The following is a 22259-nucleotide window of genomic DNA, read 5'->3' as shown; positions in this document are numbered from 1 at the left end:
ATCTCTATTTGCAACAGTGCCAAAAATTCTATTTTTTTTAATGTCTTAACTTGTATTTAATATAGGAGATCCCCATAACAACAAAAGCACTACAGGAATACAACAATATGGCGAATCCACAAAAACACTATGCTAAGTTCCACACAAATATTCGATTAGGTCGTTATGACGAAGAAAGTACATTACGTGAAAAACGTGACCTTTTGATTAGCACCTTAAAAGATGAACTCAAAAAGGATCCAAATGGTCCTCAATTTGTTGAATACTTTAATCAAGGTAGTTATGCCTTGGGCACAGGGATTAAGCCTAAGAATGGAGATTATGATATTGATGTAGGAGTTTTATTAGATTGTGACAAAGAGGAATATGGCTCAGTAGAAATTAAAAAAATTGTTAGAGATGCTTTAACTCATTCAAATAGAACTGTAACGATCAAACGACCTTGCGTAACTGTCACTTATCTCAAAAATGGTAGTCCCGATTATCATGTAGATCTGCCCATCTACGCTGAAGACGACAAAGGCAATATGTATCTAGCTCGAGGTAAGGAATTCTCCTCTGAAGACCTTAAGACTTGGGATATTTCAAATCCTACTGAACTTACCGATACAATTTTGGGAAAATTTGAAGATGATTCAGATTTACGTCATCAGTTTAGACGATGTACTCGCTACTTGAAACAATGGCGAAATGAGAAAGGTCTAGATTTTTTTAAGAGTATTGCTATCACTACAGCTGTATATGAGCATATAACAGCTGAAGATTATGAGAATGATAATAAGGTATTACTTTCTATAGTAAATAATGTATTAGATCAATTCACTACCTTTAGCATTGATCCAGAAAATAACGAGTATTACTTCAGACTCGTAATTAATTTACCTGCACATCAAGGTGTAGACTTACTCGAAAAATTGACCCGAAAACAAATGGAGCACTTAAAATCAAAACTTGAAGATTTAAAATCATCTTTAGAAGCTGTAAATGAGGAAACTGATACAGTAGAAGCTTGCAAAATTTTAAATAAAACTTTTGGAAGACAATTCCCTATCCCTGAAATACAAGAAGTGTCCGAACCAGTAGTACAAACTTATTACACTCAAGAAGGAAAATCTGCTTAGGAAAACTCAATGTTTTTTGATAACCCAAAGTTAGACAATATTGAAAAGCTATTAAGTGAACATGGAGCTCAAAATATCCATGTCACTTCTATTACTAAGGATTGGGTTAATCTAAAATTTGATTTTCTCATTAATACACAACAGGTTTGCCTTGGTCTAATTTTTCAAAATAGAGCTAATTGGACGATACCTCCCATTTTTAGAATATTGACACGACCAATGTCTGCCTTAGATCATGTGAGTCAAAGTGGGGAAATTTGTACTACGGATCATCAAGGTGAAAACTTTGAAGGCTATAGACATAAAGAACTTATTACTGAATTCTTTGAAAGGGCTATAGATATACTCAAGCAATCTTTTATTAATTTTCAATTAAACAACCGAGTAAGCTTGTATAACGAACTAGAAGGATATTTAGGCAGCACTCAAAATATAAATGAGGATGTAATATTACATTGCGACCCTACTTCTACATTTAATTTATATGGTTGGTTAAGAAAATCATCAAAAGGGAATCATCAAATATTAGAGCATATTGATGATGGCGATAGTTCTTACATAAACCACAACCAGCTCACAAAAGTAAAAATTCATAAGATATTATTAGAAGATGCTTCTGTTTTCCCCATACCAGATATAGGAGATTATTTTAATGAGGACTATTTTCTAAAAATTGTTAATACCCTCTCTAATGAGAACAAACGATCTTTGTTAAAACAAGGCAATCATTATGCCCTAGTGGGAATTCCAAATGAACATGGATTTGCTTATGTGATTTTTTATTATGCCATTTGGTATTCTTTCAAAGAAAAAGTATCCTTCAAAGGCTTTAAAGTCTCTTTAACACAAAGAGCGTGGATAGATTATTTATTAAATAGAACGGGGCAAGAGAAAAAAACAAGACATATAGCGATTATCGGATGTGGGGCTTTAGGCTCAAAGATTGCAGAGATATTAGCTCAAACAGGCGTAAATAAATTTTCTTTCATAGATCCAGAGCTTTTAAAAACAGATAATATTTATCGTCATTCTTTAGGTTTGCAGTATGTTAATACCTATAAATCTACTTCTTTAGCTAATAAGTTTTTAATAGAAAGGCCCGGATTAACTATTTTTCCATTCGTAAGCCATGGTGAAAGCTGGATAAAATCAAAAATTACTGAAGATATTGATACTATCATCATAGCAATTGGCCATACTCCTACTGAGATTTCTCTCGTAAAAACTATTTATGAAATAAGTGCAAACATTCAAGTAATAATAGGCTGGTTAGAACCTTATGATTTAGGTGGACATTTTATTTCTTTCAATAATAAACATGTAGGATGTTTAAACTGCTTATATTTTGATGAAAAATCAAATAAAAGTCTTACCCCTATGTATAAATATGTACAATCTGGACAGCTAATTGCTAAAAATATTACAGGGTGTGCTGGTGCATTTACCCCCTTCTCTTCTTTAAATTGCATGAAGCTAGCAAGCTATATTTCTGAATATGTCCTGAATCAACAATTAGGATTTGTTTCTATTTCTGGCGACAATCAGAATGCAAATAAAAATGGAATAATTACTACCCCTTTTTATAATTCAGTAAATAATTCAAATGGAATTAATATATTGAATTTAAAAGAAATTTATAAAGAAGTATGCCCATGTTGCAATACATAACTCAAGGGAGGATTAAATGTGACACACCTACAGGCCAAGTCTTTATTATTCAAGCAAATGTTTTAAAGAGTTTAAAGCAATTTATACAATTAGAATCAGATTCTCCAGAATCGGGTGGCATTCTAATTGGAAGAACAGACATAGAAACTAAAGCTAAAATCATTGAAAGCTTTACCTCTCCTATGGAAGGAGACTGTCAAACACGTATGTCTTTCTTTAGGTCAAAGTCCCACCAATATGCTTTAATACAAGCTTGGAACGAATCTAAAAAATTCTATAATTTTCAAGGCCTATGGCATACACATCCTGAAGATGTACCAACACCCTCTCCAACCGATTTAAGGGATATAGATACTGTTCTAAATGGCATTACCAATCTTAATGACCCAGTTTTATATTTAATAATCGGAAGAGTAAAAACTGGAATCTGGATTGGTAGAAAAAATTTTAAAATCAAACTGTTAGGTTATATTGAGTTAAATTGAAAATGCAACTAGACCCATCCCTAAGTTTACAGACTTCTTTATCAGCAATAGATGATTTATCAAATGCAAATAAATATATAGAAGAAATTTTAAAGCATATTTGTATAGATTCATTAGGTGTATTAGTTGATGAAGAACGTAAAAATATAATTTTTGTCTTATTGAAAAATAAAAGCCCTGAAAGTTTTTTCCGTATAATTCTCAATTATGATGATACTTTAACTTTTGTCCGAAGATTGCTTGCCAAAAAAATTTCCATTTATGCACGCTTTCTTCAAGGTCACATAATTGATGCCCACACTCTACATGATTTTGAAAAGTTAAAAGAAACATGGAATTTAACCTCCTCTCAAGAGAGCGAAGTTAAAGATGTAGATTTTGTTCCTAGAAAGATTCCTAAACAAAAACCAAACCCTGTAAACCAATTAGAATATTTCATAAAAAGAATTTTTGATTTTGAGCATCTTACAGGTAGGGGTAACGATTTATCTGAAAAAGATAAAAACCAGATTTATCTCTCAAGTCATGGCCGATGTATGTTTAAAGGATGTGGTGCAAAATTAAACATAGATGAAATAACTGGATTTGAAGGTACATATGGCGTTTTAGCTCATAATGTTGCAGCATCAGAAAATTCTACTCGCGGTATCCCCTTCTTCTCATATCAACTATCAGATGATCCAACGAATATTTTATTATTATGTGAAAAACATCATAGGTTAATTGATAAAGTTGCTGGCGCAGAATATACAGCTTCAAGACTCTCGCAAATGAGAAGTAATTTCACAGCACAATGCGAAGATTTATTAGATTCTTTAAGCTTTACTCCTATGCCAGTGTATTTATTTTTCTGGCCCGTGAATCGCAATATTCCTCAGTCTCCTTCACGACGTGATATTGCAAGCTGCCTTCTCCCATTAAAATCTATTTTGCATAAAGATAAGACACTAATTCATGAACCATTACCAGCTCATTTAAGAGCTTCAGCTGATGAGTTCTATAAAAAGTATTTTTTAGAAGAATTTGAAGTTCAAACAGAACAATTACTTAGGGAAACTAAATTTGATGATAAGAGAGTAGCTATTTTTGGCTTCGGCCCTATGCCATGCCTAATAGCATTAGGAAGTAAATTAGGAAATAAAGGGAAATTTATACCTATGCTTATGTATAGGGATGGAAGTTGTTGGATGTGGCCTGATCTTATATGTACAACCAAAGCGTATGAAATTAATAATTTCAGTGAAATAGAAGATTGTACTGAAATTACTATTAGATTGAATCTCACTGCTGATCCAGAAACCTCTAAAAATAAGGCTGTTGAATTAGGACATCCGGTAATTAATATTACTGCTAAACCAGAATATATGGGGAATGGAGCAATAAGAAATCCTGAACGAGGACTAAGTTTCATGCAAGATATTCATGCGTTATTTCATAGTCTAACAGATAAAGGAATTACCAAAATTCATGTCTTACCATGTGCATCCAATGCTGCTTGTATATGGTTTGGACAAGCATTTGATCTGCATCATCCTGAAATGGTTATTTATGATTACTTAAATAATTCAATGGTTCCAAGACTTCAAATTCGAAATAATGGAAGCAAGAATGAAATCGCTGTAATTTAAACAGTATATTTGATAGTACTTTCATACCATTAGATTTAAATATGACATTAGTAAATGGAGTTTAGCTCTAATGGGGCTTTGTTGCATAAATATCTAAGACTATGATTTTGTTTAATTTATTTTTGGATTAAAATTTAAACAAATCCTTAAAAATCAGTATCTTGAAGAATGTTTATACAACAAAGCCGTTTTAAACTAAAAAATGTTTGTAATACTATTTTATTTAAATCACTCTGCGATCTAGGTATTAAATTTAAGACTTTCCATGGTTTTAAATAATCTTGCAGATTTTTTTGTGGTTCGAGAATATTTAAATCTTTATTAATATCAAAATTTGAGGGAATTCCATTTGTATTTTTTGCTAATAATTCCTTAACTAAATTTGTTGGAATAGCTCCATTTAAATGAACGTGTAAATCACCCTTAGGAAGATTCACTATCATATCTTCATTAATTTTTTGTAGTGCAGACATAAGTGTAGAAATTAATATAGCTGATTGAATTTTATCATAAAATCTATTTCCAAGTTATTTATTTTTAAATTTTTCTATTTCAATTCTGAATGGCTTTGTTGCACAAACCTATCTGTAAAGGGTTTTTCAGCGATATAATTTTCAAATGAAGAAGCCTACACACAAAATCTACCGCACAACCAATTGGCCCGCATATAACCGAGCACTCATGAGTCGAGGAAATATTGCCATTTGGTTTGATCCTGCTACGCAATGATATGCTCCATCAAAAGGCAAACAAGGGCGAAATCAAATCTACTCCGACGCAGCCATCCAATGCTGCTTAATGATTAAATCCTTATTCCGTCTGTCTTTACGTATGGTCACTGGCTTTGTGCAAAGTCTGATTAAACTTTGCGGATTAAATTGGATAGCTCCAGATTACACCACGCTTTGTAGAAGACAAAAGCATATTGATATTGTAATCAGCTACCAAAAAAGTAGCGATGGGCTGCATCTACTCATGGACTCTACAGGCATGAAGTTTCTAGGTGAGGGCGAATGGAAACGCAAGAAACATGGACCTGAATATCGTCGCCAATGGCGTAAACTTCATATTGGTATAGATGCTAAAACCCTACAAATACGAGCAGTTCAGCTTACAACCAATAATGTCAGTGATTCACAGGTGCTTGGTGATTTACTTAATCAGATTCCACAAGATGAGCGGATTGACTCTGTTTATACCGATGGGGCTTATGACACCAAGCAATGCCGTCAGGTCATTGCAGATCGGCAAGCGCATGCGGTGATTCCACCTAGAAAAAATGGAAAGATACAAAGAGTAGCTCGCTAGAGCGAAATGAATTACTTCGAACAATTAAACATTTAGGCAGGACACTATGGAAAAAATGGTCAGGCTATCATCGGCGAAGTTTGGTTGAAACTAAGATGCATTGCATCAAATTATTAGGAGATAAACTCAGTGCAAGGAGTTTTGATAGCCAAGTGAATGAGATCCATGCACGTGTAGCAGTCCTTAACAGATTTACGGAATTAGGTCGACCACTTACCCAAGTTACGCCTTAAATTTGGCTCAATTAGGGGCGCTTTGCATTTCAAATCTTTGTGCAACAAAGCCACTTCAAAGTAGAAATGTCTGGTCTGGATTGTTGCCACTCTAATTTGAGTTTAAAAAAGCTAGCAAATCTGCTAGCTTTTTAAGATGATTATTCTATTTTTTAGAATTTAATAAACCAAAGAAGTTCTCTCCATCGTTCTCTAAGTCTTCAAAAAACTTATAAAACGATTGGGCAATAGCCTTATTTTTGACAATAATACCCACAGGCACTGTTGTTAAAATATTTGTGGATGAATCACTAACGTGAATAATCAAAACACAAAAAGAGTCTTTCATAACCAAAAGCTCAAAATTACCGTCAAAAACTACACTACTTTCCTTAAACGTTAGAAAGTGCTTGGCTCCTGCCTCAGCTGTGATTAGTTTTTTATAACTTGCGATTGATTGTTTATCATTTCTGTATGCCACTGGTAAGAAGCATTTAAAGTTTTTGGTAATTGTGGTTGTCGATAAACGATCAATAAAATCACTAAATCTATCTGACTTACCCCAAAATTCATCTGATGGAGCTAACCAATACAGCTGTTTATCATCATTATTCTGGTCTTGATATTGTTTGATTGTTTTGAAAAACAGGTCTGAATTTTCCTTAGAATATATTGGCCCGATAAAGTATTCATTGGATTTGTGTTCTAGCTTAAATAAGCGATCTAAATTAAGCTTATTCTCGCTAAAAATAGATTCAACTGAAAAAGTATCCTCCATATCTAATTCATGGAGTACCTTTAGAATATCCTCAATATTTTGTGGCTTCTTAGCTGATCTAAGAGCAGCGTAAAGAGAATCTTCGATTTTGTTAAGATTTTCCATGTGATTAAAATCACTAATCTCTGTAGGTGTATAATTCTCATCAAGCGTCAATGGTAATGTAAAACGACGAGAATGGTCTCGCAATTTTTCCACTTGGCTCATTTTATACAGTTGCAGCTTCTTTTCATCCACTGATGGATTCAACTTAACTAATCCTTGGCTGAAATAAAATCGAAAATTTTTCTGAAACTCCTTACTAACCAAAGACTCACCATTTGAAAGGTATTGGTTAGAAGCATCTAATTTAATTGAATTTGCCCCATTGTCAGATGCGTTGGGATTAACTGGCTCAGGATTCAAGCCAATCATCTCAAAACTCATCTTTTGAATATTGTCCTCAATCTTATTTACATAAGGAATTGCACAAACATCCGAGAATGCTTTCTCAAGTCGCTGAGTCAGAGCAAATCGATCATCTTCAAGATGTTTTATCTGCATTTGTTTTAATAATTTAGTTAATAGCACATCTGTTTCATGATTAGATAACCCTAAGAACCGCGCTATTTTTTCAGCAGAAAGTGGTGCAATTACCAATAGGCGCAATACCATAGAATCAATAAAATCTAAGGTATCTGTTGTGGTATAGCTAAATGCCACATTGAATAGTTGTGATGGCAATGTAACATCTACGTCATGATAGCTTCTTAGTGAATTTTCCATGAGTTATACCCCTGCCTTTCTATATTTTTTTGATCTATTTTTATTAATGTGCGGATTGTTTTGTACTATTTTGACAATGGCGCGTTTTGAAATATATCGATATTCTAAAGTCTGATTTTCACGGCACTTGATGTAATTTAATACGCGTCCTAAAGGTAAGTTACTGTTGACTCCTTGCCACATTTCTGACGCACCAAAGATTACAAGACGATCCATTGCGCGAGATAAAGCCACGTTCACACGATTTGGTGACTTCAAAAATGCAGGAAACTTAGTTGGATCATTTCGCGTAACTGAGAGAATGATGATCTTATTCTGTTTACCTTGATAACTATCCACCGTATCAATACGCACAATTGATCTCAATGCATCTGACACTTCACACAAAGAGAAGGCTTTTCTTAACCGGTTTTTTTGCTCAGCATAGGTACAAATTACACCAATAGCAGGCTCTTTAAGGGAATCAGGCTCTGGCACTAATTTATTTAACAAGAGTTTGTCTTGGTCAATCCGCTGAAGAAAATCGATAATTTCATTAATTTCATGTGGGTTATAAATACTACTACCTTTCTCCATTTTGAAATGCTCAGCATTCCCAGTATCCACCCAAGTAACTGTTGAATTCAATTCTATTACGATGTCGGATGCATAGTTATCAGGCACAATCCGCTTTAACTTAATTTCTTTCAGCTCTTCATCACTTAAACCACGAGAATCGACAACTTCAGTTTCAAGTTTTCCTTCATAAAAACAGTCTGAAACTAATTCGCCGATGCTCGGACTCATTCGGTACTGTGACAAGAGTTCTGAACTAGCCTTTAGTCCATAATGTGAATTAAAGATACGGCCAAAGTCGCTTTGTAATTTATCTTCCAAATCATCATCTGATATCTTAAGTTGCTTAGCTAAAGCCTTTATATGATCGCTCGAATATAGTGGAGGAAGTTGGTCTTGATCCCCAACTAATAAAATACGTGCACCTGACTGCATTGCAATTGCCAATTCTGAAGCGATTGAACGTGCTGCTTCATCAATAATCACCCAATCAAATACGTGATTGGCGATTCCAATACTTTGTTGGCCAACACCAACGCATGTGCCACAGACTAATTGCCTTGTTTTGACCAGAAAACTTTCATAATTAGCATTTTGGCTTTCAATTAATGGTTCATAATCTAGGGCAATATTGATCAAGGCTTTCGCTTTAAGTCCTTCCTCATTAGATACCCCGTAGTATTGATTAAGTGCTGCGAACGTAATCATGTCGATCTTATTTAACTGGTTTAATACTGTTATCTCTTTATCATTGATACAGTCTTCCAGTTGATCCCAAAAGTCTTGATTTCCGTCAAACATGCTCTTCAGCTTATGCATTGCTGATTTGAAAGCCTGGGTATACTCTTCTAATGAGAAACTAAACTTTTGATCAAGATCATCTTGGTCGATTGACTGATACGCAGATTTAAGACTATTTAAAATAGTGACTCTGATTTCATAAAGATCGCTCAAGTATTCAGCTTCAAGTGATAAATCTTTTGCAAGCTCAAGCACTCTTTCTTTAATATTAGACTTAAACAGCTCTATCTGGCTCGTAATAATTGAGCCTGTATAGACATCTTTTAATTCAGGAGACACAGCACTCTCTTTATTGCTTATTCGAGCAATACTTAATGGTGTGTCATACTCTGTGCATAGCTGACGTATACGCTCAACACTTGTATTTACAGCTTCGTGCGACTGACTAACAATTAAGATGTTAGATACATTTTGTTTATCATAGAGATAGTGAGCCAGTATAGAGATAAATTCAGTTTTGCCGGTTCCTGGTGGTCCCTTTAATAGTGATACAGGTCCATACTTAAGCACATTACGGAACGCTTTACGTTGTAATGGATTGAGGGCTTTAACCAATTCCCCATTTTTGTATTTGTTATAGTGATCTAGATCTTCATCAGGCACTTCAATCTCATAATCTTTTGCTTCAATCACTAATGATGGTTCAAAGTAATCTACGAGATTTTCAATGACAGCCTTATTACTCAGAATATTTGTCAGAGCATCTGCACGTTTCCGATTAGATGACTTATCTGCCTTGCTTTGTAGAAACAGTGTTGCTTCTTCAGGAACTTCATTTGTTTTTTTACAAAAATCGATCCACAATTCTCCGACTTTTGATTGCGCAATATTCACCGTACCTATGCAGAAAGTGTAATCACCTCCCGCCCCAGTTTCTTTAGTGCACATTACATCGACTTTATCGGTCTTTGAAAATTTAGCTGAAACATCTTCTGCAGAGTCATAGTATGCAATAGCACTCTTTGAATCTTTAAAATGTTTGCTCGAAACTATCTTTAACGGCTCAGACAGAGTGATTGTAGGATGTGCATGACGCTCAGTCGCCATGACTTTTTTCCACAACTCTTTCGTTTCAATATCAATTAAGTGGCTATGTGTAGGCAGATGACTCATTGGCTGTGCCATAAGCTCATCAGTAGCTATAACATCGCCTATCTCTTCTTGTAATGCTTTTTGTTCACGCAGAGCCCGTAATGTTTCCTCTTTCTCTTGAGTCCTTTTGAGCTGTGCTTGCTTAAACTGTTCAATAGCATCCTTAAAGTTTTGATCTTTTGCTAAGAAGTCATTTAACTCTACAATGTTGTCACGCTTACTCATCCCAGATATCGGGTGGACTTCAATGCTAACATCAATAGTCAGATCTGCATCCCTACTAGCCTTCCACCACAGGTCTTGTTTTTTGACAAAATCAAGGAAACTTAATTGATTTTCATGGGGCTTATAAAACCCTTTTAACATGCCATTGATTCCGCTAAGTGTAAATCGAAAATCCCCCTCACTTGCTGCCTCAAGTTGGATATAAACTTTGCCGTTTTCGGGATAAATCGTAAAGGGCGTCTCAACCTTACTTGTATAAATACTAATCTGAGGAGCTTCTTTTACAATAGCACCCTTACATTCAAATGCCTCTATAAAGCGAGAATTATCAATATAGCGTACACTTGGATCTTCCATTCCTTCTATGCTCAAGGCTGTATTTAGCCAGGATAAAGTAGGATCCATTGAAGCCACATCATCCACAGCCAAGTCTATATCGTATAGATCTGCGATTAATTTCAATGCAGTAAAGTTGTCACACTGAATGACTGTTGGATCTTCAATATCAGATGGGAAATAAGCATTAGAAGAATCAGGTTGTGGTACTTCAGGATGGAAGCAATCATTAAAACTAACTTTCAAGTTTGTTTTATCTACTAGAATCTTTTCATCATCCAAGTTTCCATGTTGAAAGCCATGCTCATGAAATTTTTTCAGAGAATGCAATAACTGAAGTGAAAGTTCATTTTTTTCATCCTCAGTTAAGCCCTCAATAACCGTTGACCAAGCTTCACCCTTTACCATTTCAGTTACTAGATACACACATGCTGTGCTAGTTGATAAACCAAAATCAATAATCTTAGGAAGGTATGGCAAATTGAGAGCCTGCGTCATTTTAAGTTCTTCAAAGAATCGCTTAAAACAACTCTTTTGATAAGTTGTCATTGCAGATGCAACTTTACCCATCCATGTTTTGACTAACATGTTGCCTGATGCATAGAGTGTAAAATTTTGGTTAGCATCAATAGGCGCGCCAAATATCGGGTAACTGATATAGGTATTTGTCTGATTTAAATATGGATTCAGTACATCTGCATCAAGTTCATAACTAACTTGTTCAGCAGGTTTTTGAGCTAAGAAATCTTGGAATACTGCACATGCATTATCATATTTCCCTGTCAAAGCTCGTGTTAAAATACGCTCTAACCAGTGGTTCTGATCTCGCTCCTCAAGACTAAATTTTTTCAATGAACGTGGGCTCAGTCGAGCATTCTTCCAAATATGAAGGATTAACTGCCCTAACCAATACACATCCTTTTGTGCAGCTGTCAGCGCAAGATTCGGAAGATGAGCTGTTGTATTCAAAAATGGGAGTTCGTTAGCCAGTTCAGGGTCAATTTTCGAGGGCTGTGTTTGATCATTTGCTGCCGAAAAATTGGATAGCAATATCTCCTTTTTATAAGAGATCCACACACTATGATCACCCACATCACCATGAGTAATTCCCATTTGATGTAGGTGATTAAATTTACCAAGCAAAATCTGGAATAAATCCAATTTCTCAGATTCAGACATTTTCTCAGCATAAGCGCCGATGAATTCGTTGACTCGATAGCTGTTCTCAGGCAACTCATACAACTCATTATATTTTGATGTCATGTCATCAAGACTTGGGTTTGTAATCGGGTGCAAACAACTTTGATAAAGATCAGGCTTTTCTGTTTTAATTTTTTGGAAAACCCGGCGCTCATTGCAGATCAAGTTGAATCGATGTTGAGGCTGACTCATTCTTGAGTTACTCAACTTGAATTCATTAAAATCCCAACAACGCATTAAAGATTTTTCACCAACGATGGTCAATGAATGCGCTTTATACTCGCTATAAATCTTTTTAGGATGCGGTAAGATCAAGTCACCTCGTTCATGATTATTAATAATCAAAGAGCGTGGTTGAATTTGGTCAGGCGCAAAAATTTCATCAATAATGGCGTGATATTCTTTTTTAATATCATATATGCGACCATCACGTTCCAGATGCTTGCGGAACATATTATTAAAATTCTTCTGTTGAGCTAATTGTATAAACTCATCTATCGAAAGAATGTGCTCTAAATCTTCTGGAGGCAGGCGCGAATAATCTGCTTTACCACACATGACAACAAAGTGAGAAACACTTTGGTAATGAAATGTAATGCCCTTAGCTTTCTTTTCTGAAACTTTATCCTTTAGTTTATTAACTATAATTTGCATTTTTTTTACATTTTTAGCTACAGGGCATGAATCTTGCTCTTTATTACCTACGTACCATTTTCCTGCAACTTTTGTAATTTCCTTACCGTTCCAGTCCTTGAATTCAATGACCAAAATGTTTGCATGAGTAATAATTAGGAGATCATATTCAAATTTCTCAGAACTACCTTTCGCTACTGCTTTTTTTCCATTTTTATGCATAAATTCAAAACCAGCATATGCTCGCCAGTTTTTAGTTTTTTCGCCACGATCAAAGACCTTTTTAATCTTATCAATTGCTTTGAGTTCGTGCTCGTATATACCTGTCTCTGGATATGTAACTTTCATATTAAAAGATTCTTTATTTAAAATGTCTTGCTTTTGCACATACAACAAATAAGCGTCAAAAATGATGCTAAATTTTTATTAACATAAAGTAATGCTATATGTACGGTGTCTTTTAGAAAAAATACTTAGCGTAAGAATTTAGTTTTTTCAGGTTGATGGTTAGTTTGGCCAAATAAGCCCTCCGAAGGTTTTTTATATTCAGTTTAGGATTGTATTTAAAATAAAGTCTGCCAAATATTTTGGTGTAAAACCTGAGTCTTCTAGCACGATCATCATTTAGATGATCTAACTCAATCATTCGTTTAAGCAAAACGTATTTCACTTAACGGTTCATAATGTGACTTATATTACATTTAATTTTTGAGTATTCAAAATTATTTTATTGAATTATAAGAAAAAAACTTAAGGAATTCCTTAAAATTTGATGACAATGGTCATATCTCTAATCACTAAAAAGACCAAAAATAGATATCTACCCATATCTCTCGGACAAATTAACTCTATTTTATAAAAGTATCAATAAATTCATTAGGTTCATGAACCAAAAATTTATAATTATTTTTTTATTTATATAAGTTATTGAAAATAATAAATAAAATTATTAAAAGTTTTATTAACTAGACTTCAGGTGAACATAAGTTAAAGTTCGAATTAAAATGAATAGGGTAGTCGCAATTTCCAAAAAATGACAGCTCATGTGTCGTTTAGATACTAACAATTTGTTTATTATAACAAATCTTAAGCATGTTAGCTGTCGTCATTCTTTGATACGGTCTACGTACTACCGTACAATCATCAGCTATATTCATGGTGTTACTTTGCATAATTTACATTTTCTGCATTCAAACCAATCAATCCAAAATTACGTGCACGTTCGAGACACATAAGCTGTCATTGACGACACATGTAATGTCACTGGTTGCGTTCGTGCGTCTATTTCCGTTGAACTATGCTATACCTTGAATAGCCAGCTACTCGGTTCACTGAAATACTGACCGACACGTTAGATTTCAGTTTTAAATCAAAATAGCGATCAATCGTCACAATTAGATGTTTTACATAATCAAAAACTACATATGTTAAATCCTTTAAATCATTGTTCTGGTGTGCAACTTCAATAAATTCTGAAAACAACGCTACACCTGTTTCGTTGGCCAGATTCGCTAACTGATTATCCAATCCGGCAATTGCCGTTAATTCTGATGCAATCACCACTTTATGCATTGCTGTTTCCGCTTCAATGCCTTTGTACTCAATCCCCTTGTATATATAGACATCGTTTTCTCGTTTGCCTTGGTTCCAAGGGTTATCCGTACCATCCAGTCTAGGCATGCTGTACGGTCGTTTTAGTTTTGCTGGAGGTGTTTGTTTAGCGGTGACTTCATAAAGGTTAAATACGCAATCTGTGTAGCGTTTAAGGCTATGGTATGTCAAAGCTTGCTGTTTGGCGGTCAACTCCCGTGGTGATACATGATTCACCAAGGTTTTGAACATTTCTAATGATTCTGGTGTGAACGATCCATCTTTTTTTGCATTGTCCATCAGGTCTTTTTTAGCCCATTTATGCTTTAGTTTTTCCGCTTCAGCATCAGATATTTTCTCTCCCCGATACACGTATCCACGCGCTGCGTTTGAATACTCAAAATCTGCTCGTTTTACTGCCTTGTAGACCATTGTTTTTGTCATTTGTTTTGCACCAGTTTTTCCCATAGTTGTGGCGACCGCTTGAGGGCTTAACACGTACCCATTCTTTTTCGCTTCGGTCGTAACACCAAAACTCGTACCCTAAACAACAACGTTTATTCACGACATAGCGGTAGGTGTTGCAGATCGTAAGCATATTCTCAGTGGCGTTAACTTCCCAAGGTTTAAACGCAATAAGCTCTGTTATTGCTTCCCTGTAAAGTCGTGTTGCTTTGGGATTATTGAATAAGATCCGTTCTTTTTTTGAGGTCTTAGTGATTGCATTCATTTCGTCCACGACCTCACTAATGCTTTTAGCCAATCATCCATCAAATCAACTAAAATTGCCCGTTCTCTGCCTGTTGGATATGCGCTTAACTTCATATTCCAACTATTTGCCGACTCTTCTGTGCCGTGCACCAAAAACCCATTTTGTTGATCATTTTCAGCCAGCTTATCCGTCACCCAACATTCAAACAGTCTGGCAAAGATTTCTGTTGGCTGTGACCAATACATTGACCGTGATTGATCTAGGTGCATGGCGTTATTCATAAAGCCCGTACCGCCTTGTCTTTCTTCGTAATCAAGGTATTTGGTTGACTTAAAAGTAAGATAATTAACCAGCTTGATAAACTTATCTGCAGTCTGGCCATCTTTAAGATGTTTGTATGCTGACTCTTGATGATTCTGTACTGAGTAACGCCCTTTACTGGTGTAAAGAAAGTATTCGCTAAAAAAGTTATTATTGAGTCCGTTTCGTTTTGCCAAAACACAATCAAATCCGTGCGCGAACTCATGGGCTAGTGCTCCAACACCTTGCGTCTTGGTCAAATGAATAAGCATATTACCTGGTTCAAAGTGAGCTGCTGCGCTATCAACGCCTGTGCCACGCGAACCGAATGCTATTCCTAGCTTACCGCCTAAAGATGCGAACGTAACGGGTAGACCTAGAAGTTCGACAAGATCCATTAGTGAGTCATACGTGCAATTCAGAAACCATGCACGTTCCTTTTGATTTACCCAATTGCCGAACTCGACTCCAGAAAATTTGAAATAGTCCATAAGCAACTGGCTATCGATGTTTTCACCCTTTCGATGGTCCTTACCCTCGCGCACTTCAACTCTGTCGTAGCGCGGTCTTTTGGGTGGTTTTGCGCGTCCTTTTTTGGGTTCTATGACTCGTTCATCTAAAATTGGCTGAAAAAATGTTTTTACTTTTTCTAGTGCTGCATTGAATGTGTCGTATTCCGTCCAATCATCTAGTGTTTGAAACCGCTTTGCTGAAATGGATTTAACGGCATACCACTTATGTTGACCAGTCTCAGTGTTTAATAATTTTTTGGCACCATAATTATCCGTATCAAGTACACGATCGTCTGGCCATCCTAAAGGGATTAAGTTTTTTAAGCGTAAACGTGTGTCTGAACTAAATGATAGTGGGTGTTTAACTCTGCGATTGGTATGTCGTCCAGCTGAGTAGCGTTCTAAAATATCTTTTTCACTTCGTCCAGCACCAAACTTAACGGTCATGTACGCATTAAAGTCGTCTGTCAGTTGTTCTAAACGTTCGTAGTGTGAGCTTTCATATTTGTTTTTTAAGAAGTGTAGCGTAGCAATGTAGGCATCATCCCATTGCTTTTGACCTATGCTAAACCAACCGCCCCCTAAAGGCTTGTTGGTTAAGTTTGCATAGACCAAAGAAAATAATAGTGCATGTTTTACAGGTTTATGGCCAGATTGGGCATCAGCTCTAAAATCAGGCTTTTGCCAATATTCCTTTTTAGTCACTAGGCTGTCAGACTTAATTCCATTCATGTTGCCTGAGAAGTCTGGTGATGGGTTGTCTTTACGTGCACCAGCAAACTTTTTACCTACATCCGTAATAGGACCATCTTTTTTTTCATTACTATTTATTTCTTCAGTCATAGCTAAACCACATAATTGTTAGTTGCGTATATCGTCCAAGATTTCTGACAGATCAAACAGATTAATATCTTTGAGTTTTGCTTCAGCATTGATGCACTCAAGTAAATTCATAAAACCAACAAAAATAATGTGTGGTATTGGTCTATTGTTGATATGCACGGGTGTTGACCAAGTGCGTACACGCGTTTCGCATATTTCAAGCCCTTGTTCTTCAAAAAGCTTGATCAATGTCGGGATGTCTTTGTCTAGTTGAGTAAGGGCTAATAACGACCGAAATACATCATTTAAGCTAATAGAGTGGTGACGATGGTTCGGATTGTGCTGTTTTCTATTGTCGCCCTGTTGTTGATTAAAGTAATGATGTTTTTCGCGATCTTGAGATGTTCTGTTTAAATATTTCATTTGGTATTAAGCTCCAAAGAGATAGCTGTAAATCAGGTACAAAATAAAAGTTATTGTTAATCCCGACACCAATAGAGAATTGATCGGGTAATTTTCTAAGTTAAAAGGTTTTCTGTGATAGCTCACTCCCCAATCTGAAACAGATCCTCGCTCTACGGCACTATAAAAGTTAGTTTGTGAGGCGTTTAAACGGTTGTTGTCTACTGATATGAATTCCAGTTTGCACAGCAATTCGTCACTCAGGTAGTTAAAGAAAGTCGTTGGTGTACCATTTGATAGGATGTGTATATAACCGACCTGTTTTTGGGTATAACCCATTCGCTCATACGCTTTTTGAAATTCGTGCGTTAAAGTCGCACTAAACTTATCCCCCTTATTTTTGGCAATCAGTTCAATTGGTGGCTCAGCTCCAGCCTGAATAAGCTTGGTGAATTTAGGACTACCACAACCCCAATTTTGAGAGATCCAAACACCGCGTTTTGTGTCGTGAATCAAACCATCAACAATGACCACGGCTGCATCACCGATGTCGCCGTTTTCTTTTTCTGTAAATTCGGTGTTATCAACGTCTTTTCTGAATTCTTCAGGCATTGGCCTTAAAACTTCTAAAAGATTGGTACTGTCACTTTGTACATGACCAGTAGCCAAAATCATCGACTCAATTTTTTTTAGGGCATGTTCAGGTACTATCAATACTGAATGTACACGCTGGTCATACGCATCAGATTGAATGTCTTGAGCTTCGGTATTCTTTTCAATAGTGCTTAATTCCATATTATTTCTCTGCCTGGGCTTTCTGGTATTCAACTGCAGTCTTCATTGAATATTCGGTATCATCTTCGTGCTCTGTACCAACCATGCTTTGCTGACCTTGGTATATACCTTTAACAGCATTGACGAATGCGTTATGCGCCGTAGCGTTGTAATACGTTAAGTTTCCAGCACTGGTCGAATCATTGAATGTCAAAGTATTAGGAACATGCCAAACTGCTGAATAAGCCTTGCCATCGATAACAACAATAGGTTCAAACTCGACCGCTTCACGGTGCTTGGTTTCATTCCATGGTGTATAGAAAACAGTATTGTTTTTGAGGTTGTAGACCTTGAATACGATCTGGCCAAGATTCCGTATTTTGGCCTCTTTGTTGTATGCCTCTAAAACCTTGTCTTTTTGGAAGTCTGTAATTTCAAGCTCAGGGTTCTTCGTAATCACCAGTGTTTCATCAGTCGTTTTAATCTCAGATGGAACGTAGATTTTTGAACCTTTAGGGAAACGTCCTGATTTCTCCAATGCGGATCTAAACTTGTTATTTGCATCCAAGAAGTTGCCAAACTCACTACTGAAGTAGCTGTAAAAATTTGATGCACTGGTGAACATGCCAAACTGATTCACCCGAACAATTTGCTCAGATACAGTGGATGCTAAACTTGCATATGGTTTGCCCGACACATCAATTTCGCGCCATTTGTAGTTACGTACACCTACTTCTTTGTCGCATGCATCATTAAACATAGATGTAGAAACAATATCGCCGTCCAAGCGCTTCACATAAGCAACCGGGTAACTGCGGATAGGTGCCATACGAACAGCTTTGTTTGAATTGGTGTAAAAGCCAGATGACGAAATGATATTTTGTTCAGATGATTTAATTTGATAACTTCGTAATGTATTTAACTGTCGATCAAAGCTATCAATTTCAGATTCATATAAAACATCACCCTCAACAGATGTCGCGATTGAATAAGGGGCATACATCACATCGCCCTGAACTTTATCCATGATCTGCTCAGCTTCAATACGATATAACGGCTGTGAGAACATGCCATTTGATGCCAAAGCTGGTAGATCTCCCCCTACACCAAAATTACACGCTACTTTGTGGCTGGTGGTAGAAAGGCTTGATTGAGGTAATTTGTAGTTAGATGGATTGTAAGTGGTAACACGTTCATCATATTTGCGAACTTGTTCCTCAACTTTCTTTTCAATGGGATCTATTTGTTCTTCTTGAGATGCAGTATCAGTATTTGAAGGCTTTAACTTATCACAACCAAATAGCAAAACTGACAATATCGCTATGGTAAGGGTTTTCTTATTCACTAATTAATGACCTAACTTAAAACTACTAATACCCCACATTATAATTAAAAATAAGTATTAATGAAGTGGTATTTAATAGTTTAAGGACTTTTAAGCGAAAAACCCAATATCATTAATTAGTTTTAACGAACATTCTTTTAATGCAACTTCATAACCGCCGTTATTATTAAATGTAAAAGCAAATGGTAGCATTTTATCAATCGCAAATATCTTCTCTAATAAGTCGTTGTTTTCTGCAGATGGCTTATCCTTTAAGGCATATTGCATGGAAAACTTAGCATTTATACCCGTGCTTTTATATAAAGCATTTATTTGTTCTTTAAGGCTTTTTTCCACTTCTTGCACAGTATTGAAAATAAAATTCTGATTAACAGTGAATTTATCAGTTTTCAAAGATCCAAAGGTCCACGCCAGACTCTCCGAAACCACATACCCTAGAACAGTCTGCAATTCTTCATCTTCAAATTTGTGATAATGAACGTATGATTTAGTTTTACCGTTAAAATATAAAATAGAAATGGAGAACAACACCTCTTTGTGAGCATATTTAAAAGGTACTTTAACAAGACTATAAAAGTTTAAGAGCTCAACGTTGGAGGCTTTAGACATATTTTTTAAAAAAATTTTAAAGACATTAAAGTGATTATACTAAAAATATCAAAGAAATGTTAAAGGGTTTTAAAATGGATACAGTTGTTCTAAAAAATAGTTTAATTGCTAGTTTAGTTTTTGTATGTGTGTTCCTGGTGTTCCAAAACATCGACCATAGAGTTTCTGAACGTATACAGCTTGAGTCAACCAGTGCAGCATTCGAGTCGCTTGATAAAGACTTTTCTGCGATCAAAAGAAATGTGGATACTGAATTCAATAAGCTCCCGAAGTACGTGAAGCCAAGCAAAGAGCAATCGATCAATGATGCATTGGAATTCATTAAATTCTCGAAACAGACCTTTACTGACACAATGGCCCAAAATGAAGAACTTTTAGCAGAAGTTAAGGGTTTTGAGAAAAAGGCAAATGATGTTTTAGAAAAATAATAGTTATTTTAAAAAGAAAAATGGGAAGCTATAAGCCTCCCATTCTTTTAATGTCGTAAGAAACATTTAAATTTTGTTCTTAAAAGTATTATAGTAAAACTAATAATTTATGCAAATACTTTTAACAGAAATATCTAAAAGGTCTTTAACACTCAACGAATCCGAATAACTTAGACAGTGTGAATAAATTGTTAAAGTAGTCGAGTGTATATGTAAAACATTGGTATACCCATTAGAGATATGCGAATTATTATATATGTAAAACCTAACATACTTTTTAGTCGTATCTTGCGTAAAACTTACCAGATAATCTTTTGTGTTTTCATTTATGTTATCTTCGTATTGCTCTGTTATGCTCAGGATCTCTTTGCTGTTCAGCCAATAACTGCCTGTTTTATCTTGTTTAATCTGTTCCAAAATCAAATTATTTAATGACTGGTACTCTTTCGTTATTGCTTTGGCATATCGTTTTGATGACTGATGTTCTTTCCAGTCAATTTTTGCTTTCTTAAACAGTTTGAAAGCTGTAACCGCGCACAATATAGCTGAGATGGTACATAATATTATTCTACTACTATCACCTATAATGCCAATCATTCCTAAATGCACATCTTTTGAGAATAAACCGTTCAAAGATAGGTATACGCCAAAGATACAAAAACTTAACGCAAAAACCACAACTAAAATTAAAGTTGCTCTAATTAAAAGCTCATTAAAAGTAATTTTTCTTAAACTTTTGGTATAAAGCTTAATCTTATCTTTTTCAGATTTTAACATTTTAGCCAAGAACTTATGTTCTCTTTTTCCTCTGCTAAAAGGTGGTGTTACAGCATCTTTAAAAGTCATGTATAATCAAAAGTATTTTAACGTTCCATTAAATATACACTACACCTGGGCCTATTTAAAATGAAACATTATAGAATTATCGCTATTTTAATACCTTTAATATTTTCAGGTTGTGCAGCAAGCCACTCAGACAAAGAGCTTGTTGACTCTTATTACAATGACCAACAAAAAACAATAGAAAGCGATGTAGATCAACTCGTTAATTCCTACTCCGCTAAAGTCGTTACTCAGTACTACCCTGAACCATACTTCAATCCAACCAAGCCAATACCGCATTATTACGCTTTAAAGCTTGATGAAATGGGTATCCCTTACCCAAAAGAGCTTGTATACGACAATGCCGACTATAATTTTTATAAAGAGCAGGCTAAGTTTAATGCAAACAATAATGACGTAATTGATACAGATCACCACGATCACTAAAACTTTTTTATCGTAGGTGTTTTGTTGAGGGGCGTTTCTTGCCGAAACCTTTCTTAACCCCTTAGTGTATGAGGGTAAAAGATTCATACTATATTTTAGAAAATACACTTGATGGAGATAAAGACCAAAAAATCAAAGTGTTGAGAGTAAGCCAGTATGATACTTTTTATTACCCTCATACATTATCTTCTGAACTATCTTCACTCCTTTTTTGATTGGCTTCTTTGATAACATTTTCAATAAAACAGATAACTAAATTTAAAGCGATTAAAAATAATACGATATAGCCAATAGTTTTTAGAGTTAGTACAAAGTTATTGAATACATAAGTTGATGCTTTTCCTATTCCTATATAAACCACATAACATGCAAATATAACCAATGCTATTGCACTAATTGAAATTATTGCAAGTCCAGTATTTTTTAAAAATGAGCGCAATAAGTATTTATCGAATTTAGAATTATTCATAGCCATATACTATCCTTCATAAAAATTTCATTTTCTAACATTGAACGAAGCGCAACTATTGCTGCACCACCGCCAACAATAATTATGATAAAGCCGAATAAAAAATTGAGATTCATGTTTGCAGCTATGTTTAATTATTTAGATTTAAGCAACTTAATTAGTAGCATTACAATAGTTATTGTACGAGAGTACTTTACTCTAGAGGTGGTCCCACTTGTTT

General features: G+C 35.3%; 17 protein-coding genes and 1 pseudogene. 7 read left to right on the top strand and 11 right to left on the bottom strand.

The window, feature by feature from the left end; genetic code table 11:
* The first annotated feature begins 107 nt into the window (after positions 1-107).
* The 4 genes from G5T77_RS13010 to G5T77_RS12995 are packed head-to-tail and all read left to right on the top strand — an operon-like array spanning position 108 to position 4902.
* On the top strand, positions 108-1121 hold the full coding sequence (locus G5T77_RS13010) for a nucleotidyltransferase (protein WP_005006358.1): 1014 nt from the start codon (positions 108-110) through the stop codon (positions 1119-1121).
* A gap of 9 nt (positions 1122-1130) precedes the next feature.
* Complete coding sequence (locus G5T77_RS13005; RefSeq protein ID WP_005006360.1) at positions 1131-2789, top strand: ThiF family adenylyltransferase; 1659 nt, start codon at positions 1131-1133, stop codon at positions 2787-2789.
* Positions 2774-3274, top strand: coding sequence for a Mov34/MPN/PAD-1 family protein (locus tag G5T77_RS13000; RefSeq protein ID WP_005006362.1), 501 nt, complete (start codon positions 2774-2776; stop codon positions 3272-3274). The genes G5T77_RS13005 and G5T77_RS13000 overlap by 16 nt, the downstream gene beginning before the upstream one ends.
* A 2-nt stretch (positions 3275-3276) precedes the next feature.
* A complete protein-coding gene (locus G5T77_RS12995) occupies positions 3277-4902 on the top strand; it encodes an SAVED domain-containing protein (protein ID WP_005006366.1) in 1626 nt (541 codons plus the stop codon).
* 146 nt (positions 4903-5048) lie between these two features.
* Here G5T77_RS12995 and G5T77_RS12990 read toward each other — a convergent pair whose 3' ends face one another.
* Positions 5049-5375, bottom strand: a complete 327-nt coding sequence (locus G5T77_RS12990; protein ID WP_005028412.1) for a hypothetical protein — start codon at positions 5373-5375, stop codon at positions 5049-5051.
* A gap of 145 nt (positions 5376-5520) precedes the next feature.
* Between G5T77_RS12990 and G5T77_RS12985 the strand changes: the two are divergent.
* Positions 5521-6443 (top strand): annotated as a pseudogene (locus tag G5T77_RS12985) (IS5 family transposase).
* A gap of 145 nt (positions 6444-6588) precedes the next feature.
* Here G5T77_RS12985 and G5T77_RS12980 read toward each other — a convergent pair.
* The 8 genes from G5T77_RS12980 to G5T77_RS12945 all read right to left on the bottom strand — a co-directional run bounded on the left by G5T77_RS12980 (position 6589) and on the right by G5T77_RS12945 (position 19873).
* Complete coding sequence (locus tag G5T77_RS12980; RefSeq protein ID WP_005005738.1) at positions 6589-7965, bottom strand: hypothetical protein; 1377 nt, start codon at positions 7963-7965, stop codon at positions 6589-6591.
* A gap of 3 nt (positions 7966-7968) precedes the next feature.
* Positions 7969-13194, bottom strand: a complete 5226-nt coding sequence (locus G5T77_RS12975; RefSeq protein WP_005005740.1) for an AAA domain-containing protein — start codon at positions 13192-13194, stop codon at positions 7969-7971.
* Positions 13195-14088: 894 nt separating this feature from the next.
* Entirely contained in the window at positions 14089-14895 is an 807-nt protein-coding gene (locus G5T77_RS12970; RefSeq protein WP_010591556.1) for a hypothetical protein, read from the bottom strand.
* A 228-nt stretch (positions 14896-15123) separates the two neighbouring features.
* Positions 15124-16764, bottom strand: coding sequence for an LPD1 domain-containing protein (locus tag G5T77_RS12965; RefSeq protein ID WP_005005743.1), 1641 nt, complete (start codon positions 16762-16764; stop codon positions 15124-15126).
* An 18-nt stretch (positions 16765-16782) separates the two neighbouring features.
* The gene (locus tag G5T77_RS12960) at positions 16783-17166 is read right to left on the bottom strand and encodes a hypothetical protein (RefSeq protein ID WP_005005744.1); all 384 of its coding nucleotides are present in this window, start codon (positions 17164-17166) and stop codon (positions 16783-16785) included.
* A gap of 6 nt (positions 17167-17172) precedes the next feature.
* Positions 17173-17940, bottom strand: a complete 768-nt coding sequence (locus G5T77_RS12955) for a hypothetical protein (RefSeq protein WP_005005745.1) — start codon at positions 17938-17940, stop codon at positions 17173-17175.
* Between the two features lies 1 nt (position 17941).
* Complete coding sequence (locus G5T77_RS12950) at positions 17942-19234, bottom strand: hypothetical protein (RefSeq protein WP_024160812.1); 1293 nt, start codon at positions 19232-19234, stop codon at positions 17942-17944.
* A gap of 120 nt (positions 19235-19354) precedes the next feature.
* Positions 19355-19873, bottom strand: a complete 519-nt coding sequence (locus G5T77_RS12945) for a hypothetical protein (RefSeq protein ID WP_005005747.1) — start codon at positions 19871-19873, stop codon at positions 19355-19357.
* Between the two features lie 74 nt (positions 19874-19947).
* Between G5T77_RS12945 and G5T77_RS12940 the strand changes: the two genes are divergently transcribed.
* Positions 19948-20301, top strand: a complete 354-nt coding sequence (locus G5T77_RS12940; protein WP_005005748.1) for a hypothetical protein — start codon at positions 19948-19950, stop codon at positions 20299-20301.
* Between the two features lie 99 nt (positions 20302-20400).
* Here G5T77_RS12940 and G5T77_RS12935 read toward each other — a convergent pair whose 3' ends face one another.
* Entirely contained in the window at positions 20401-21147 is a 747-nt protein-coding gene (locus tag G5T77_RS12935; protein WP_005005749.1) for a hypothetical protein, read from the bottom strand.
* 60 nt (positions 21148-21207) lie between these two features.
* Between G5T77_RS12935 and G5T77_RS12930 the strand changes: the two genes are divergently transcribed.
* On the top strand, positions 21208-21570 hold the full coding sequence (locus G5T77_RS12930; RefSeq protein WP_005005750.1) for a hypothetical protein: 363 nt from the start codon (positions 21208-21210) through the stop codon (positions 21568-21570).
* Positions 21571-21745: 175 nt separating this feature from the next.
* Here G5T77_RS12930 and G5T77_RS12925 read toward each other — a convergent pair whose 3' ends face one another.
* Positions 21746-22045, bottom strand: a complete 300-nt coding sequence (locus G5T77_RS12925) for a hypothetical protein (RefSeq protein ID WP_005005752.1) — start codon at positions 22043-22045, stop codon at positions 21746-21748.
* Between the last annotated feature and the right edge of the window lie 214 nt (positions 22046-22259).

It is taken from the genome of Acinetobacter sp. GFQ9D191M (assembly GCF_011174875.1).
Classification (GTDB): domain Bacteria; phylum Pseudomonadota; class Gammaproteobacteria; order Pseudomonadales; family Moraxellaceae; genus Acinetobacter.
The sequence above is the reverse complement of the archived record's forward strand: the minus strand, read 5'-3'. Positions and strand labels throughout refer to the sequence as shown.

Excerpts from the sequence above, each read along its gene's own strand:
- G5T77_RS13010 (WP_005006358.1), top strand. The coding sequence starts at position 108 with ATGGCGAATCCACAAAAACACTATGCTAAGTTCCACACAAATATTCGA.
- G5T77_RS13005 (WP_005006360.1), top strand. The coding sequence starts at position 1,131 with ATGTTTTTTGATAACCCAAAGTTAGACAATATTGAAAAGCTATTAAGT.
- G5T77_RS13000 (WP_005006362.1), top strand. The coding sequence starts at position 2,774 with ATGTTGCAATACATAACTCAAGGGAGGATTAAATGTGACACACCTACA.
- G5T77_RS12995 (WP_005006366.1), top strand. The coding sequence starts at position 3,277 with ATGCAACTAGACCCATCCCTAAGTTTACAGACTTCTTTATCAGCAATA.
- G5T77_RS12990 (WP_005028412.1), bottom strand. The coding sequence starts at position 5,375 with ATGTCTGCACTACAAAAAATTAATGAAGATATGATAGTGAATCTTCCT.
- G5T77_RS12980 (WP_005005738.1), bottom strand. The coding sequence starts at position 7,965 with ATGGAAAATTCACTAAGAAGCTATCATGACGTAGATGTTACATTGCCA.
- G5T77_RS12965 (WP_005005743.1), bottom strand. The coding sequence starts at position 16,764 with ATGACTGAAGAAATAAATAGTAATGAAAAAAAAGATGGTCCTATTACG.
- G5T77_RS12960 (WP_005005744.1), bottom strand. The coding sequence starts at position 17,166 with ATGAAATATTTAAACAGAACATCTCAAGATCGCGAAAAACATCATTAC.
- G5T77_RS12955 (WP_005005745.1), bottom strand. The coding sequence starts at position 17,940 with ATGGAATTAAGCACTATTGAAAAGAATACCGAAGCTCAAGACATTCAA.
- G5T77_RS12945 (WP_005005747.1), bottom strand. The coding sequence starts at position 19,873 with ATGTCTAAAGCCTCCAACGTTGAGCTCTTAAACTTTTATAGTCTTGTT.
- G5T77_RS12940 (WP_005005748.1), top strand. The coding sequence starts at position 19,948 with ATGGATACAGTTGTTCTAAAAAATAGTTTAATTGCTAGTTTAGTTTTT.
- G5T77_RS12935 (WP_005005749.1), bottom strand. The coding sequence starts at position 21,147 with ATGACTTTTAAAGATGCTGTAACACCACCTTTTAGCAGAGGAAAAAGA.
- G5T77_RS12930 (WP_005005750.1), top strand. The coding sequence starts at position 21,208 with ATGAAACATTATAGAATTATCGCTATTTTAATACCTTTAATATTTTCA.
- G5T77_RS12925 (WP_005005752.1), bottom strand. The coding sequence starts at position 22,045 with ATGGCTATGAATAATTCTAAATTCGATAAATACTTATTGCGCTCATTT.